The sequence below is a fragment of the Streptomyces olivaceus genome (assembly GCF_000721235.1).
In the GTDB taxonomy this organism is placed as follows: Bacteria; Actinomycetota; Actinomycetes; order Streptomycetales; family Streptomycetaceae; genus Streptomyces; species Streptomyces olivaceus.
The window spans coordinates 63607-78840 of record NZ_JOFH01000004.1; the positions used below are offsets into that span (position 1 = coordinate 63607).

The following is a 15234-nucleotide window of genomic DNA, read 5'->3' on the forward strand; positions in this document are numbered from 1 at the left end:
GTCGGGACACCGGCCGTGGGGGGAGAGTAGAGCCGGGCCGGGGCTCCCCGAGATGGAATGTCCCTACACTCCCGGGGACACGCAGGTGGACGAGGTATCCACCCCACTCCTGAGCGGGGGCATCGATGGGACCAACCGATTCCGGCCCGGACGGCACCACCACCGGGCGCGACGGGTCCGGTCCGGACGCCGGCACGGACGAAGGCGGCCTGCTCTCCTACCGGTTGCGCCGTGAACGCAGGCTCAGCAGCCTGTACGCGACCGCGCGGTCGCTGGCGGCGCTCGGCGAGGTCGACGAGGTGCTCACCTCGATCGTCAGACACGCCCACGAACTGATCGGCAGCGACATCGCCTACCTGTCGCTCCTGGACGCGGAGGGGAACCTCACCCTCAGGGCGTCGGCCGGGACCATCTCGGCGGAGTTCTCCTCGGCGCGCATGCCCCCGGGAATCGGTCTGGGCGGGCGGGTGATCAGGTCCGGGGCTCCCTTCTGGGTCAGCAACTACGGGGAGTCCGACGTCGTCCGCCACAACTCGGCGTTCGACCTGCTCGTTCCGAACGAAGGGCTCACGGCCCTGCTCGGTGTGCCGCTGCTCGTGGGCGACCGGGCGGTGGGCGTGCTGTTCGCCGCCGACCGCAGCGAGCGCCCCTTCCAGCAGGACGAGGTGGCCCTGCTCAGCGCCTTCGCCGATCACGCGGCGATCGCCCTCAACAACGCGCGGCTCTACGAGGAGAGCCGCGAGTCCCTGCAGCGACTGCGGGAGGCGTACCGGACGATCGAGGAGCAGGTCGCCTCGGTGGAGCGGGCGGCCGCCGTGCACGAGGCGCTGACCCACGTGGTCCTGACCGGCGGTGGCCCCGGCGACATCGCGCGGTTGCTGGTCGAGCATCTGCGGGGTGCGGTGACCGTCCTGGACCGGGACGACCGGGTCGTGGCGGCCCGGGTCTGCGACGGGCCGCCCGCGGCCACCGCCCGGGAACCGGCCCGGGAACTGCTGGAGCAGGCACGCAGGACCGGCCGCTGCGCCTCGGCGCCGGACGGCGACGGGGCGGTCTGCAGTGTGGCCGTCGTCCACGCGGGCGGCAGCCACCTCGGTTCCCTGTCGCTGACCCGGAGCGCCGCGCCGGGGTCGGCGGACGTCCGCATGCTCGAACGCTCGGCCCAGATCATGGGCCTGCTCATCCTGATGCGCGACGCCCGGGTCGAGGCGGAGGAACGGGTCCGCGGCGAACTGCTGGTGGAGCTGCTCTCACGTCCCGCGCTGCACCCCGCCCAGCGCGACCGGGCGCTCGCCCGCGGGGTCGACGTCGACCGCCTCGACGTCCTCGTGGTGGCCGACTGCCCCGGGAAGCCGACCAGCGACGTCGTGCGCCAGTTGAACGCCCTGTCCCCGGAGTGGTCCGGGCTGGCCGGCGAGTATCTCGGCCGGGCGACGATGCTGCTGCGGGCCGACGACGCGGAGGACGCGGCGAGTGCCCTGCACCGCCGACTGCGCCGTGCCCTCGGCGTTCCGGTGCTCGTGGCCGCAGACCGGGTCGACGGGCGGGAGTGGGCCCGCTCCTTCGGGCTCACGTGGCGCTGCGTCGAGGTGATGCGCTCGCTGGGCGCGACCGACCGGGGGTCGGCCACCGTGCAGTACGCGATGTACGCGATCGTCTTCGACCCGGAGCGCGCGCACGACCTGGACCGCTTCCTGGCCGACTGCCTCGGCCCCCTCCTGGAGTACGACCGGCGGCGGTCGACGGCCCTGGTGGCCACGACGGCCGCCTACTTCGCCCAGGGCGGCAACCTCAGCCGCACCGCCCGCTTCCTGCACGTGCACATGAACACCTTGCTCAAACGTCTGGACCGGGTCGGTGTCCTGCTCGGCGACGGGTGGCGCTCCCCGGACCGCGCGCTTCGCCTGCACCTGGCGGTCCGCCTCCACCAGCTGCGCGGGGCCCTCGACGGGGAGAACGACGGTTAGGCCCCGGGCCGCTCCTTGGCCCGGGCCTTCGTCAGGGCGCTCCCCTTGTGCATGGCGACGTGATCGGTTTTGTCGCTCTTGATCTCGTACTGCGGATCGTCCGGGGAGCAGTGCCGGGTACGGCCCTTGAACCGCACGTCGGCCGTGTGCTTCTTGACGACGACGCCCTGGACGTGCCCCGCCTCCGAGTTCCAGCGCACATGGTCCCCCACCTCGAAACCGCTCGCCATTCCGCTCTCCTCCGTTTTCCTCCGGCCTCGCTTTCCCCACCGGGTGAACGTCCCGGAAGGCCCCCAAACCCACGGCCGGGCGGGAGCCGGCACCGGGCGCGACACCCCCTGTTGTCGTGCGCCGATGTCAACGATCAGGCAGTTCACGCCTCGGATCCGCGCAGTCGAAGGTCACCTGGCCCGCACGTACAGGTGCACCCGGTTCTTGGCGGTCTCCCCCTCGGGGGCGGCGGGGCCGGGCCGGCCCCGCCGCCGGCCCGGTCTCATCAGGGCGAGGGCGTCGCCAGGTCGCCGAGGAGCGCCCAGGTGCGTCGCCGGTCCGCCTCTCCCGCGATCTGCGTGCCGGAGAAGACCACCTCGGTGGCCCCGGCGTCCCGGTAGCGCCGGACCTCGGCCGCGACCGTCGCCTCGTCGCCGATCACGGCCACGTCGGACGCCCTCCTTCCCCCGGAGAGTTCGACGACCCGTGCGTAGGACGGGATCTGCTCGTAGAACGCCAGTTGCTCGGTGACCTTCCGGCGCACGGCGTCGACGTCGTCCGTGACCACGCCGTGCACCAGGGCGACGACTCTCGGCGCGGGCCGGCCGGCGGCTTCCGCCGCGGCGGTGAGGGCCGGGACGATGAAGGTCTCCAGCGCCCGGGGGCCCGCGAGGTAGGGCAGGATCCCGTCCGCCAGTTCACCGCTGGCCCGCAGTGCCTTCGGTCCCATGGCCGCGACCAGGAGCGGAACACCTGACTCCGCACCGGGCACCCGGGCGGGCACCGGTGTGGCGGCGGTCAGGAGCTCGCCCCGGAAGTCGGCGCTGCCGTCTCGCGTCAACTGCCGCAGGGCGGTGAGGAATTCGCGCAGGCGGGCCACGGGGCGTTCGAAGGTCAGGCCGAAGCCGCCCTCGGTGAGGAGCCTGGTGCCCAGCGCCAACCCCAGGTGGTAGCGGCCGTGCGTGGCGGCCTGGGCGGTCTGGGCCTGGCTGGACACGATCAGGGGGTGCCGGCCGAAGACGGGGATCGCGGACGTGCCCACGTGGATCCCGGGCACCTCGCGGCCGACGATCGCGGCGAGCTGCGGCGAGTCCGCGCCGAAGGTCTGTCCGAACCAGGCGGATCGCAGGCCCGCGGCGGCGGCCTCCCGGGCCAGTTCCACGGAGGCGTCGACCTGGTTCCGCGCGTCGGACGCGTTGAGCGTCACTCCAACAGTCATGCCGGTGAGAACCCCCGGCGTCCGCGGTCTGATTCCGGTGGCCGTGTGACGACTTCTTGTCAGCCGTGTGTACGGCATCCGCGGCACGGTCGCCGGGCCGGCCCGGGAGGAACTTTTTACCCGTGGCCGATTCTTTGCGGCGTCGTCCCGGCACGACGCGGCGGGCGTCTTTCGCGCGTGCAAAGTCAGGCCGAAAACACGGGGGCGGACGGGGCCGGGGTGTTACGGCCGTGTTGACCGGGAGTCCCCGCCGGAGCACCCTCGTCGAATAGATGGCACTTACATCTTGTTCGCCCGGGGGTGCACTTCACCCACAGGTATCCGCAGGTGAGAGCGGTTTCCGGGCGAACCGGGACGAGAGGCGACGCGATGTGCGGCATCACCGGCTGGATCTCCTTCGACCGCGACCTGGGGACGGAGACCGCAGCATTGGATGCAATGACCGGGACGATGGCCTGCCGCGGCCCCGACGACTCCGGCACCTGGACGCAGGGCCCGGCCGCCCTCGGGCACCGCAGGCTCGCCGTCATCGACCTGCCCGGCGGCCGGCAGCCGATGACGGTCGACACCCCGCACGGGACGGTGGCCCTCGTCTACTCGGGCGAGGCCTACAACTTCACCGAGCTGCGCCGTGAACTGAGCGGCCGGGGACACCGGTTCACGACCGACTCCGACACCGAGGTGGTCCTGCACGGCTACCTCGAATGGGGCGACCGGATAGCGGAGCGGCTCAACGGCATGTACGCGTTCGCCGTCTGGGACAGCCGCAGTGACCGGCTGGTCATGGTGCGGGACCGCATGGGCATCAAGCCCTTCTACTACTCCGTGACGCCCGACGGCGTCCTGTTCGGCTCCGAGCCCAAGGCGATCCTCGCCAACCCGCTGGCCCGCGCCCGCGTGACGCTGGACGGGCTGCGCGAGCTGTTCACCATGGTCAAGACGCCGGGCCACGCCGTCTGGGACGGCATGGCCGAGGTCGAGCCCGGCACGGTCGTCACCGTCGACCGGTCGGGCCCGCACCGCCGCGTGTACTGGGAGCTGGAGACCCGCCCCCACACCGACGACCGCGACACCACCATCGGCACCGTCCGCTCGCTCCTCGACGACATCGTGCGCCGTCAGCTGATCGCGGACGTCCCCCGCTGCACCCTGCTCTCGGGCGGTCTCGACTCGTCCGCGATGACGGCGCTGGCCGCCCGGCAGCTCGGCGAACACGGCGAGAAGGTGCGCAGTTTCGCCGTCGACTTCGTGGGACAGGCGGACAGCTTCGTCGCCGACGAACTCCGCGGCACCCCCGACACCCCGTTCGTGCACGACGTGGCCCGGTCCTCCGCGACCGAGCACCAGGACATCGTGCTCGACTCGCAGGCACTCGCCGACCCCGAGGTGCGGGCGAAGGTGATCCGGGCGCGGGACCTGCCGGCCGGGTTCGGTGACATGGACGCCTCGCTCTACCTGCTCTTCAAGGCCATCCGCGAGCAGTCGACCGTGGCGCTGTCCGGGGAGTCGGCCGACGAGGTCTTCGGCGGGTACCTCCAGTTCTTCGACGAGGAGGCCCGGCAGGGCGGCACGTTCCCCTGGCTGGTCCAGTTCAGCCGCCACTTCGGCCAGGACAGCGAGGTCCTGCGCCCCGAGCTCGTCCAGGCCCTGGACCTGCCGGGATACGTGGCCGACGGCTACCGCACCGCCGTCGCCGGCATCGCCCGCCTCGACACGGAGAGCGACTTCGAGTACCGGATGCGGCGCATGTCCCACCTGCACCTCTCGCGCTTCGTACGCGTGCTGCTCGACCGCAAGGACCGGGCGAGCATGGCCGTCGGCCTGGAGGTCAGGGTGCCGTTCTGCGACCACCGCCTCGTCGAGTACGTCTACAACACGCCGTGGGCCCTGAAGTCCTTCGACGGGCGGGAGAAGAGCCTGCTGCGGGAGGCGACCGCGGACGTGCTCCCGAAGTCGGTGTACGACAGGGTCAAGAGTCCCTACCCCTCCACTCAGGACCCGAAGTACGCCGCGGCGCTCCAGGACCAGGCCAAGGAGCTGCTCACCCGCCCCGGCCACGCGGTCTTCGACCTCGTCGGCCACGACCGCCTCCACCGCCTCGCGCACCGTGAGGCGCCGGTGAACGGCCAGGCCGAGCGACGCGGCCTGGAGCGCACGCTCGACCTGGCGCAGTGGCTGGACATGTACCAGCCGGAGATCAGGCTCACCTGAGGCAACCCGCCGCCCCGCAGGCGCCCTTCATGCCTCTCCCCCTCAGGCGTCCTTCAGGTGGGCGAGTGCCGTGACGATGCGGTCGGCGACGTCCTGCGGCCAGCGGAAGGAAGGGCTGACGGCCCGCTGGTGGGCGAGTCCGTGCAGGCCCACCCACAGGGCCGTCGCGTCGGCGGGCACGTCGTCGCTCTCGGCGACGCCCGCCGCGACACACTCCCCCAGGGCGCCCGCGAGGAGCTCCATGGCCTCGGAACCGAGGGAGGCCATGTCCTCCTCGGTGAGGGAACTGCCCTCCAGGGCCGGAATCCACACACCCCCGAACATCGTTCGGTAGCGCTCGGGGTGGCTGCGGGCGAAGTCGAGGTACCCGTCGCACACGGCCCGCAGCCGCCGCCGGGGATCGTCGCCCGCCTGCTCGAGACCGGAGCGCAGGAGCTGTTCCAGGGCGGCGAACTCCCGCTGCACGACGGCCAGCATGATGGCCGGCTGGTCGGGGAAGTGCGGGTAGATCGAGGGGGCGGCGATCCCGACCCGGCGGGCGACCGAGCGCAGGGTCACGGCGTGCTCGTCACCGGCCTCGTCGAGCAGCTCGGCCGCCGCCGTGACGATGTCCTCACGCAGCCGCCCGCCCTCACCCCGCTTGTTGCGCCTGCGGGACGGTTTCGGTGCGGGCGGCGGCTGCGCCGCCGATTCGGAGTTCTCCATCCCGTTAGCTTACACCGCTAGCTTACACCGCGAAGTTTACGGAGGAACGGGAGGAAGAGGGGTGCTGGGTACACCCCCGAAGGGGTCGCAGCCCTCCTGCTTCCGCCCGCCCGCGACCGCAGACTCGGCTCCGTCAGGCACGAGGACCGACGGACGGGAGTCACGAAGATGGCCGAGCACACTCGACGGAGCGTTCTTCTCGGTGCCGCGGGCGTCGCCGCGGGCACCGGACTGGCCGGGGCGCGGGCACGGGCGGCATCCGGACCCGCGCCGGGGGCGGGACACCGGTTCCCCTACCTGGAGGGGGCGTTCAAGCCCGTCGCCGAGGAGCTGACGGCCTTCGGCCTCCCGGTCACCGGACGCGTCCCGCGCGAGCTGAACGGGCGCTACCTGCGTACCGGTCCCAACGTCCTGGGACTGGAGGACCCGCGGGCCCACCACTGGATGCTCGGCGAGGGCATGGTCCACGGCGTGCGACTGCGGGAGGGGAAGGCCGAGTGGTACCGCAACCGGTGGGTCCGCTCCTCGGAGGTGGCACGGAAACTGGGCGAGCCGTACCCCGGCCCCGTCCCGCCGGACGACTTCCCCTGCAACACCCACGTCATCGGCCACCGGGGGCGGGTGCTCGCACTCCAGGAGAGCGGTCCGCTGCCGTACGAGCTCGACGAGGAACTGGGCACCGTGGGCACGTACGACTTCCGGGGCACCCTGGAGGGCGCGTTCACGGCGCACACCAAGTTCGACGCGCACGCCGGGGAGCTGCACGCCATCGCCTACTACCCGGCCTGGGACCACGTGCGGCACCTCGTCGTGGACCCCGCCGGACGCGTCTCGCGCACGACGCGGATCCCCGTGGCCGATGCCCCGATGATCCACGACTTCGCCCTCACCGAGAACCACGTGGTCGTCCTTGACATGCCGGTCACCTTCGACAGGGCCGCCGCCGAGGGCGGGGCGCCGGTGCCGTACGTCTGGAACACCGCTCACCCGGCGCGCGTCGGCGTGGTTCCGCGGGCCGGCGGTGCCGCGCGGTGGTTCGAGGTCGACCCGGTGTACTACTCGCACACCCTCAACGCCTACGAGGAGGGAGAGCGGATCGTCGTCGACATGACGAACTTCCCCGCGCCCTTCCTCGTCGCCGGCAACGGCTCCGGCGGGCCTGGCGCGGTGGACACCGCGACCCTCGACCGGTGGACGATCGACCTGCGGCACGGAAGGGTGCGAACCAGGACGCTCGACGACCGCCCCCAGGAATTCCCCCGTGTCAACGAGTCGTTGGTCTCCCGCAGGCACCGGTACGGGTACACCGCGGCGGCGGCCGAGATGTCGCAGGCGTATCTGACCGCGGACGGCAACCCGCCCGACCGGGCCTTCGGCAACGCGCTCATCAAGCACGATCTGCTGCGCCACCGCACCGAAGTGCACCACCTGCCCCGGGGAGCCGCCGCGAGCGAGGCGGTCTACGTGCCGCGCGATCCCGCCGACCCGCGGGCGGCCGAGGACGACGGGTACACCGTCGCCTACGTGCACGACCCGGACCGCGGAGCCTCCGACCTGGTGATCCTCGCCGCACAGGACTTCACCGGTGAGCCCGTGGCCCGGATCCATCTGCCCGGGCGCGTGCCCCTCGGGTTCCACGGCAGCTGGATCCCGGACGCCTGACCCGGCCCCGGCGCGGAGCACCGGGAAGGCGTTCACACTCATGTCGGATCCGTGCAGCTTTACGGCCGGGGTCATGGAAGCCGGACGAGCCCCCACAACTCGCCGTAGGCCACCGGTCGACTCCGTGATAACACGAGGTGATCAACTCGAAAGGGCCTACGACTCATGGGTATCTTCAGCCGCCGCCAGACCACCACCGTCGAGCCCCCGCCGGCCGCCGGCCCGGGTCACTTCGCCGCCGCCCCCGCCGCACCCGCCCCGGGAGCACCCACGCTGGACCCGGCCCTTCGCGCGCTGACCGGACAGTGGTCCATCGACCGTCCGCACAGCCGGATCGGCTTCTCCGTGCGGCACGCCATGGTCACCACCGTCCGCGGCGCCTTCACCGACTACGACAGCGCCCTCTACTTCGACGGGGCCCGCCCCTCCGAGTCCCGGGCCGAGCTGGTCATCCGCGTGGCCAGCGTCGACACCGGCGTCGAGCAGCGGGACGGGCACCTCGTCGGCAAGGACTTCTTCGACGCGCGCCGCTACCCCGAGATGACCTTCCGCAGCACGTCCACCGTCCACGAGGGCGGCGAGACCTTCCGTATGACGGGTGACCTCACGATCCGCGACACCACCCGGCCCGTCGAGCTCCAACTGGACTACCTCGGTTCGGTCATGGACCCCTTCGGCTACGAGCGGGCCGGGTTCGACGGCACCACCACCATCGACCGCAGGGACTGGGGCCTCGTCTACAACCAGCGGCTCGACGCGGGCGGCAGCATGGTGAGTGAGAAGGTCCGTCTGCAGTTCGACATCTCCGCGATCCGGACCGTCTGACCGGCCCGCCCGGGCGCCGCCGAACAGCTCCGCCGGGAGCGGCGGTCACCTCCCGCAGCGGGTGTTCCTGCGGGAGGAACCGCCAAGGCCGGGCCGGAAACTCGTCGCGCTCGGCGGAGGACGGGGTCAGCCCGAGGCGCTCGCGGTGAGGTGGTCGCCGGGGATGCCGGACTTCTCCGGCCGGTAGTAGTCCCGGATGCCGTCCGCCCAGGTGGCCACCCGGACGCGGTCGCTCCCGTCCGGCCCGAAGGCGTCGAACAGCGTCTCGATGTTGCGGCGCCGGAAACCGATGGCGACCATCAGGGCGAGGAACTCCGGGCGGGCGACGAGGCCGTCCCCGTCGGGGTCGCCCATCGCGGCGAGCGCCTCGGCGAACTCGTCCACGGCGGCGTCGAAGCGCTGCGGATTGAGGACGACGGACTCGAACTCCTCGGGGCTGATCCGCCCGTCCCCGTTCGCGTCCAGCTCGGCCAGGAGCGTGTCCCAGTACTGGCGGAAGGACCGGGCGAGCCGGTCCTTCAGGGCGTCGCCGGCCGCCGGCACGGCCGCCACGACGCGGCTGCTCATCAGGTCGAAGTCGGCGAGTTCCAGGTAGCCGTTGCCGTCGGCGTCGAAGAGGGAGAAGACCAACCGGGCGCGGTCGGTCGCCTCGCTGGTGGGCGTCATGGTGCACCTCTGGATTTCCGGGTGGGTTGCCGCATTCCGATGCGGTCCGGGCTCCGCGCCCCGACTGCCCGTCCACTGTCCGCCCGTTTCCCCGCGATCGACGGGAAAGTCCCCGCTGTGCACACGATCGGGCGGAGTCCGCCCGGCCGTGCATGAAACGCCCCGGCCCTGGACAACGCCGGGTGAACGGCGTGGTTCAGGGCTGTGCGGGCTCGCCGACCGCCGGGGCGGGGCCGGGGTCCTCCGCGTCCGGTGCGGCGGACCCGGTGCCGTGGCCGGCCGCCCGGCGCAGCGCGTCCTCGTCGGTCCGGGCGTCGTAACCGATCAGCTTGGGCAGCGCGGTGGCGAGCAGGCCCACCGTGGCGACGCAGGCGACGCCGCCCGTCCAGATCGCCGGGCGGGCGCCGGTCCAGCCGGCCATGGCCCCGGCGCGGACCTGTCCGAGCTGGGGGCCGATGCTGTAGGAGAGGACCTCGATGCCGGCCAGCCGGCCCCGGAGCCGGTCGGGGATGGTCTGGTTCCAGATGGTCGAGCGGCCCAGGCCGCTGAGCATGTCGCCCGCCCCGGCCAGGGCGAGGCAGGCCAGCACCAGCCAGACGTTCGCGGTCCAGCCGGCCGCGGCGATGGCCGCGCCCCAGCCCGCCGCGCCGAACACCACCAGCAGCCCGTGCCGGTGGGTCCGGGACACCCAGCCGCTGGTGAGACTGACGAGCAGCGATCCGACGGCTCCCGCCGAGTACATCAGCCCGAGCGCCCAGTCCGCGTCCAGCTCGTCGGCCAGGAAGGGGAAGATGGTGTTCGGGAAGGCGAAGAACATCGCCGCCAGGTCGACGGCGTAGGTGCCGAGCAGGACCGGCCGCGACCAGGCGTACCGGGCCCCTTCCGCGATGCCCCGCAGGGACGGCCGGTCCGCGTGCTCGGCCGGTGGTGCGGGCGACAGCCTGCGGCACATCAGGACCGACGCGGCGAAGCTGACCACCGTGGTGGTGTACGCGGCGACGTTGCCCGCGTAGGCCACGACCAGGCCGGCCAGCGCGGGGCCGCCGATCGCGCCGGCCTGCCAGCGCAGGGCGTTCAGCGCGGCCGCCGCGGGAAGCTGGTCGTGCGGGACGATCCGGGCCATCAGGGAGTCCAGGGCGGGCCGCTGGAGTCCGGCGAGCGCCGCCACCCCGGCCGCGACCACGTACAGCGGCCACAGCATGGGACTCGGCAGGAGCGCGTTCAGCAGCAGGACGGCCGCCGACAGTCCCAGGCCCGCCTCGGTCAGGACGATGACCTTGCGGCGGTCCACCGCGTCGGCGAGTGCCCCGCCGTAGAGCCCGAAGACCACCAGCGGTACGAGTTCGACGGCGCCCATCACGCCGACCGCGAGCGGGGAGCCCGTGAGGTCCTTGATCTGGAGCGGCAGCGCGATCAGCGCCATGACGCTGCCGAGGTACGTGACGAGCCCCTGCACCCACAGGAGGCGGAAGTCCCGGGAGGAGCGCCAGGGGGCGAGGTCGGGCAGCAGGGCGGCGAGCCTGCGGGACACGGTCAGCGGCTCCCGGCCGGTGCGGACGGCTCGGGCCGGCCGGCGGGCGCGGTCCCGTCGTCCACGGTCTCGGCCTCCGCGGTCTCGTCGTCCGCGGCCCTCGTGTGGTGGCGTCCGATCGGGAGGACGAGGGGCCGGCCGGAGACCGGGTCCTCGATGACGCGGCTCTCCATGCCGTAGACGGACCGGACCATGTCCCGCGTCATGACGTCCTCGGTGGGGCCGGCGGCGTGCAGGCCCCCGGAGGCCAGGGCGATGAGCCGGTCCGCGTAGCGCGCCGCCAGGTTGAGGTCGTGCAGGACCATGACGATCGTGGTGCCGCGGGTGCGGTTCAGGTCGGTCAGCAGGTCGAGGACCTCGACCTGGTGGCTGATGTCGAGGAAGGTGGTGGGCTCGTCGAGCAGCAGCAGGTCGGTCTGCTGGGCCAGCGCCATCGCGATCCACACGCGCTGGCGCTGACCGCCGGAGAGTTCGTCGACCGACCGGTCCATCAGGTCCGTGGTCTGCGTGGCCTCCAGTGCGGCGGCGACCGCCGCGTCGTCCTTCGCCGTCCAGCGGGAGAACGCCCGCTGGTGGGGGTGGCGGCCCCGGCCGACCAGGTCGAGCACCGTGATGCCCTCCGGGGTGACCGGCGACTGGGGCAGCAGGCCCAGGGTGCGGGCGAGTTCCTTCGCGGGGGTGCGGTGGACCTCCCGGCCGTCCAGGACGACGCGGCCCGCGCGCGGCGCGAGGAGCCGGGACATCGAGCGCAGCAGGGTCGACTTGCCGCAGGCGTTGGCCCCGACGATCACCGTGATCCTCCCGGCGGCGAGGGTCAGGTCGAGGCCCTCGATGACCGTGCGGTCGCCGTAGCCGAGCGTGAGGTCCTCGGTGGACAGGGAGTGGGACGCGGTCACAGTGAGCCTCCGGCCCGGTTGGTGCGGACGATCAGGTAGACGAGGTAGGGCGCGCCGAGGACGCCGGTGACGACGCCCACGGGGTAGCGGGTGTCGAAGGCGTACTGGCCGGTGAAGTCGGCGACCAGCACGAGCAGGGCGCCGACCAGGCCGGCGGGGACCAGCAGGGAGCCGCCGGTGCCGACCAGGCGGGCGGCGATCGGGCCGGAGAGGAACGCGACGAAGGCGATCGGTCCGGCGGCCGCGGTAGCGAAGGCGATGAGGCCGACGGCCGCGACGATGACGACGACGCGGGTGCGTTCGACGCGGACGCCGAGCGCGGAGGCCGTGTCGTCGCCGAGGCTCAGGGCGCTCAGGTCGCGGGCCCGGGACAGCAGCACCGGTACGAGCACCAGCACGGCGAGGACCGCGGGCACCGTCTCCTCCCAGGTGGTGCCGTTCAGGCTGCCGGTGAGCCAGCGCATCGCCTCCTGGAGGTCCCACTCGCCGGCCTGCGACAGGACGTAGGAGGTGAGGCTGTCGAGGAGGGCGGCCATGCCGATGCCGATGAGGATGAGCCGCGTGCCGGCGACGCCGTCGCGGAACGCGAGCGTGTACACGAGCAGCGCCACCCCGAGCGCGGCGGCGATCGCGACGGCCGAGACCTCGGTGCCGCTCAGCGAGAACGTCACGATGGCGACGGCCGCCGCCGCGCTCGCCCCCGCGCTGATGCCGATGATGTCGGGGCTGGCCAGCGGGTTGCGGAGCATCGTCTGGAAGGTGACGCCGGCGATGCCGAAGCTGAATCCGGCGGTCAGGGCGAGCACCGCCCGGGGCAGGCGCAGCCGGCCGACGGTGAACGAGGCGCCGGGCACGTCGTCCCCCATGATCACGCGCAGCACGTCGTGGGCGGGGTAGAAGGTGTGACCGGCCATCAGGGTGGTGACGAACGCGGCGACGACCAGGACGAGCAGGGTCAGGACGAGCAGCCGTCGCCGGTAGGCGCCGCGGACGCGGGTCCGGGTGACGGTCCGCAGCGTGGGGGTGTCGCCGACGGCGGGGGCGCTCACAGGGATCTGACCTTCTGTCGGCGGACGATGTGGATGAAGAAGGGGGCGCCGATGATGGCGGTCAGGATGCCCACGTCGATCTCGGAGGGCCGGGCCACGACCCGTCCGACCACGTCCGCCGCCGTGAGGAGGACGGCACCGCCGAGCGCGGCGAACGGCAGCAGCCAGCGGTGGTCGACGCCGACGAGGAGCCGGCAGGTGTGCGGGACGAGCAGGCCGACGAAGGCGATCGGTCCGGCGACGGCGGTGGACGCGCCGCAGAGCACGACGGCGCCGAGCGCCGAGGTGGCCCGTACGAGGGCCACCCGCTCGCCGAGCCCGGCCGCCAGGTCGTCGCCCAGGGCCAGGGAGTTGAGGGCACGGGCGGAGGCGAGGCAGAGCAGGAACCCGGCCGCGAGGAACGGGACGACGCTGCCGAGCTGGGAGTAGGAGGCTCCCCCGACCCCGCCGATCTGCCAGAGCCGGAAGGTGTCGGAGATGTCGTTGCGCGGCAGGACGACCGCGCTGACCAGGGAGGCGAGCGCGGCCGAGATGGCGGCGCCGGCGAGGGCCAGCTTGAGCGGGGTCGCGCCGCCGCGGCCCAGCGAGCCGACGGTGTAGACGAATCCGGCGGTCAGCGCCGCTCCGGTCATCGCGACCCAGATGTACCCGGACGCCGAGGCGAGGCCGAAGTGGGCGATGGCGGTGACGACGGCCAGCGAGGCGCCCATGTTGACGCCGAGGATGCCCGGGTCGGCGAGCGGGTTGCGGGTCACTCCCTGCATGACCGTGCCGGAGACGCCGAGGGCGGCGCCCACGACGACGGCGAGGAGGGTGCGCGGTACGCGTTTGGTGACCGAGGCCTCCTCCAGGGTCTGGTCCGCTCCGCCGAGGGCGGACCACACGTCGGACCAGGCGACGTCGCGGGAGCCGAAGGCGAGGGAGGCGGTCATCACGGCGAGCAGGACGGCCGCGAGGACCAGGAGCCAGGTCACGCGGACGCGTGCCGAACGCCGCACGGGGGCGGTGTTCGGCACGCTCAGGGTCTGGGTGGCGGTCACGCGGCCTTGTCCGCGGCCTCGGCGAGCGCCTTCACGTAGTCGTCGAGGACGTACGGGATGGAGAGCGGGGTCGGGTTGGCGGCGGTGGCCAGCGGGGTGCTGCCGGGCAGCAGGTAGATGGAGTCCTGCTTGACGGCGTTCAGCTTGGAGGTGAGCGGGTCCTTCTTGAGTGCGCCGAGCAGTTCGCCCGTGTCGTCGCCGTAGCCGGTGACGATGTCGACGTCGTTGAAGTCGTCGATGCGTTCGGCGCTCTTGGTGAGGACGAACTTCTCGGTGTCCTTGGACGGCTCGGAGACGCTGGCCGGGATCTTCATGCCGAGGTCGGTGAAGAACTGCGTGCGGGTGTCGTGCGTGGTGTAGAAGCCGACCTCACTGACGTCCTTGGAGGACACGTGGGTCATGAACATAGCCGTCTTCCCCTTGATCTGGGGGTACTTGGCGGCGGTCTTGGTGATCTGCCCCTCAAGGTCGCCGATCAGCTTGTCACCCTCGTCGGCCAGGCCGATGGCTTTGCTGTTGAGCTTGATGATGTCGCGCCACGGGGTCGCCCAGGCCGCTTCGGGGTAGGCGACGACGGGGGCGATCTGGCTGAGGGTCTCGTAGTCCTCGGCGGTCAGCCCGGAGTAGGCGGCGAGGATGACGTCGGGCTTGGTGTCGGCGACGGCCTCGAAGTCGATGCCGTCGGTCTCGTCGAACAGCACGGGCGTCTTGGCGCCGAGTTCCTTGAGGCGGTCCTCCGTCCAGGGCAGGACGCCGTTGCCGTCGTCGTCGCCGAAGTTGGCCTTGGCCATGCCGACGGGAACGACGCCGAGGGCGAGCGGCACCTCGTCGTTGGCCCAGTTGACGGTGGCGACGCGCTCGGGCTTCTCGGGGACGGTGGTGGTCCCGAGCGCGTGCTTGATCGTCACGGGGAACTGGCCGGCACCGTCTGCGCCGGCACCTGCGGCGCTGCTGTCGTCCTTGGCGTCGTCCTGGCCGCCGCAGGCGGTGAGGCCGAACAGGAGGGCGGCCGCGAGGGCGAGCACGCGAAGGCGGGGTGTTCTCATCGACCCGGGGTTCACTCTCGGTCGGGGTGACGGGCGCGCGCGTCCGCAGCTGTGGACGCGCGAACCCGCACCGCAGTTGCACTGAAGGTTAGGTAAGGCTTGCCTGCATAGACTAGAGAGCCGGTGGGCACGCTTCAATCGAGACTTTGTGACACGCCTTGTCGCGATCGGGACACGCAGGACCCCGGGCCCTGCGCGCGGGGCGCA

The 15234-nt window shown here is 72.4% G+C and carries 13 protein-coding genes; 4 read left to right on the forward strand and 9 right to left on the reverse strand.

The window, feature by feature from the left end:
• The first annotated feature begins 125 nt into the window (after positions 1–125).
• Positions 126–1967, forward strand: coding sequence for a helix-turn-helix domain-containing protein (locus IG94_RS0106355; RefSeq protein WP_078892179.1), 1842 nt, complete (start codon positions 126–128; stop codon positions 1965–1967).
• Here the strand turns inward: IG94_RS0106355 and IG94_RS0106360 are convergent.
• The gene (locus IG94_RS0106360; protein ID WP_031032252.1) at positions 1964–2197 is read right to left on the reverse strand and encodes a hypervirulence associated TUDOR domain-containing protein; all 234 of its coding nucleotides are present in this window, start codon (positions 2195–2197) and stop codon (positions 1964–1966) included. The genes IG94_RS0106355 and IG94_RS0106360 overlap by 4 nt on opposite strands.
• A 266-nt stretch (positions 2198–2463) precedes the next feature.
• Positions 2464–3396 (reverse strand): LLM class F420-dependent oxidoreductase, encoded by a 933-nt coding sequence (locus tag IG94_RS0106365; RefSeq protein ID WP_031032254.1) that lies wholly within the window; start codon positions 3394–3396, stop codon positions 2464–2466.
• A gap of 369 nt (positions 3397–3765) precedes the next feature.
• Between IG94_RS0106365 and asnB the strand changes: the two genes are divergently transcribed.
• Positions 3766–5607 carry an asparagine synthase (glutamine-hydrolyzing) gene (gene asnB, locus IG94_RS0106370; protein ID WP_031032256.1) on the forward strand — a complete coding sequence of 614 codons (1842 nt, stop codon included), beginning with the start codon at positions 3766–3768 and terminating at the stop codon, positions 5605–5607.
• Positions 5608–5649: 42 nt separating this feature from the next.
• On the opposite strand, the gene IG94_RS0106375 is transcribed toward asnB, so the two are convergent.
• Positions 5650–6312, reverse strand: a complete 663-nt coding sequence (locus IG94_RS0106375) for a TetR/AcrR family transcriptional regulator (protein WP_031032258.1) — start codon at positions 6310–6312, stop codon at positions 5650–5652.
• Between the two features lie 168 nt (positions 6313–6480).
• Here IG94_RS0106375 and IG94_RS0106380 point away from each other — a divergent pair, with 168 nt between their 5' ends.
• Positions 6481–7974 (forward strand): carotenoid oxygenase family protein, encoded by a 1494-nt coding sequence (locus IG94_RS0106380; protein WP_031032260.1) that lies wholly within the window; start codon positions 6481–6483, stop codon positions 7972–7974.
• A 165-nt stretch (positions 7975–8139) separates the two neighbouring features.
• Positions 8140–8799: a YceI family protein gene (locus tag IG94_RS0106385; RefSeq protein ID WP_031032263.1), complete on the forward strand. Its 660-nt coding sequence runs from the start codon at positions 8140–8142 to the stop codon at positions 8797–8799.
• Between the two features lie 126 nt (positions 8800–8925).
• Here IG94_RS0106385 and IG94_RS0106390 read toward each other — a convergent pair whose 3' ends face one another.
• The 6 genes from IG94_RS0106390 to IG94_RS0106415 form a co-directional block, all read right to left on the reverse strand.
• Positions 8926–9465 carry an EF-hand domain-containing protein gene (locus IG94_RS0106390; protein WP_031032264.1) on the reverse strand — a complete coding sequence of 180 codons (540 nt, stop codon included), beginning with the start codon at positions 9463–9465 and terminating at the stop codon, positions 8926–8928.
• Positions 9466–9661: 196 nt separating this feature from the next.
• Positions 9662–10996 (reverse strand): MFS transporter, encoded by a 1335-nt coding sequence (locus tag IG94_RS0106395; protein ID WP_031032268.1) that lies wholly within the window; start codon positions 10994–10996, stop codon positions 9662–9664.
• Between the two features lie 2 nt (positions 10997–10998).
• Positions 10999–11892: an ABC transporter ATP-binding protein gene (locus tag IG94_RS0106400; protein ID WP_052410567.1), complete on the reverse strand. Its 894-nt coding sequence runs from the start codon at positions 11890–11892 to the stop codon at positions 10999–11001.
• A complete protein-coding gene (locus IG94_RS0106405; RefSeq protein ID WP_031032272.1) occupies positions 11889–12941 on the reverse strand; it encodes a FecCD family ABC transporter permease in 1053 nt (350 codons plus the stop codon). The genes IG94_RS0106400 and IG94_RS0106405 overlap by 4 nt, the downstream gene beginning before the upstream one ends.
• Positions 12938–13981: a FecCD family ABC transporter permease gene (locus tag IG94_RS0106410; protein WP_031032275.1), complete on the reverse strand. Its 1044-nt coding sequence runs from the start codon at positions 13979–13981 to the stop codon at positions 12938–12940. The genes IG94_RS0106405 and IG94_RS0106410 overlap by 4 nt, the downstream gene beginning before the upstream one ends.
• Positions 13978–15027: an iron-siderophore ABC transporter substrate-binding protein gene (locus IG94_RS0106415; RefSeq protein ID WP_031032277.1), complete on the reverse strand. Its 1050-nt coding sequence runs from the start codon at positions 15025–15027 to the stop codon at positions 13978–13980. Before IG94_RS0106415 ends, IG94_RS0106410 begins: the two co-directional genes overlap by 4 nt.
• Positions 15028–15234: the final 207 nt, after the last annotated feature.

Coding starts and splice junctions, on each gene's coding strand:
- IG94_RS0106355 (WP_078892179.1), top strand. CDS start 126: ATGGGACCAACCGATTCCGGCCCGGACGGCACCACCACCGGGCGCGAC.
- IG94_RS0106360 (WP_031032252.1), bottom strand. CDS start 2,197: ATGGCGAGCGGTTTCGAGGTGGGGGACCATGTGCGCTGGAACTCGGAG.
- IG94_RS0106365 (WP_031032254.1), bottom strand. CDS start 3,396: ATGACTGTTGGAGTGACGCTCAACGCGTCCGACGCGCGGAACCAGGTC.
- asnB (WP_031032256.1), top strand. CDS start 3,766: ATGTGCGGCATCACCGGCTGGATCTCCTTCGACCGCGACCTGGGGACG.
- IG94_RS0106375 (WP_031032258.1), bottom strand. CDS start 6,312: ATGGAGAACTCCGAATCGGCGGCGCAGCCGCCGCCCGCACCGAAACCG.
- IG94_RS0106380 (WP_031032260.1), top strand. CDS start 6,481: ATGGCCGAGCACACTCGACGGAGCGTTCTTCTCGGTGCCGCGGGCGTC.
- IG94_RS0106385 (WP_031032263.1), top strand. CDS start 8,140: ATGGGTATCTTCAGCCGCCGCCAGACCACCACCGTCGAGCCCCCGCCG.
- IG94_RS0106390 (WP_031032264.1), bottom strand. CDS start 9,465: ATGACGCCCACCAGCGAGGCGACCGACCGCGCCCGGTTGGTCTTCTCC.
- IG94_RS0106415 (WP_031032277.1), bottom strand. CDS start 15,027: ATGAGAACACCCCGCCTTCGCGTGCTCGCCCTCGCGGCCGCCCTCCTG.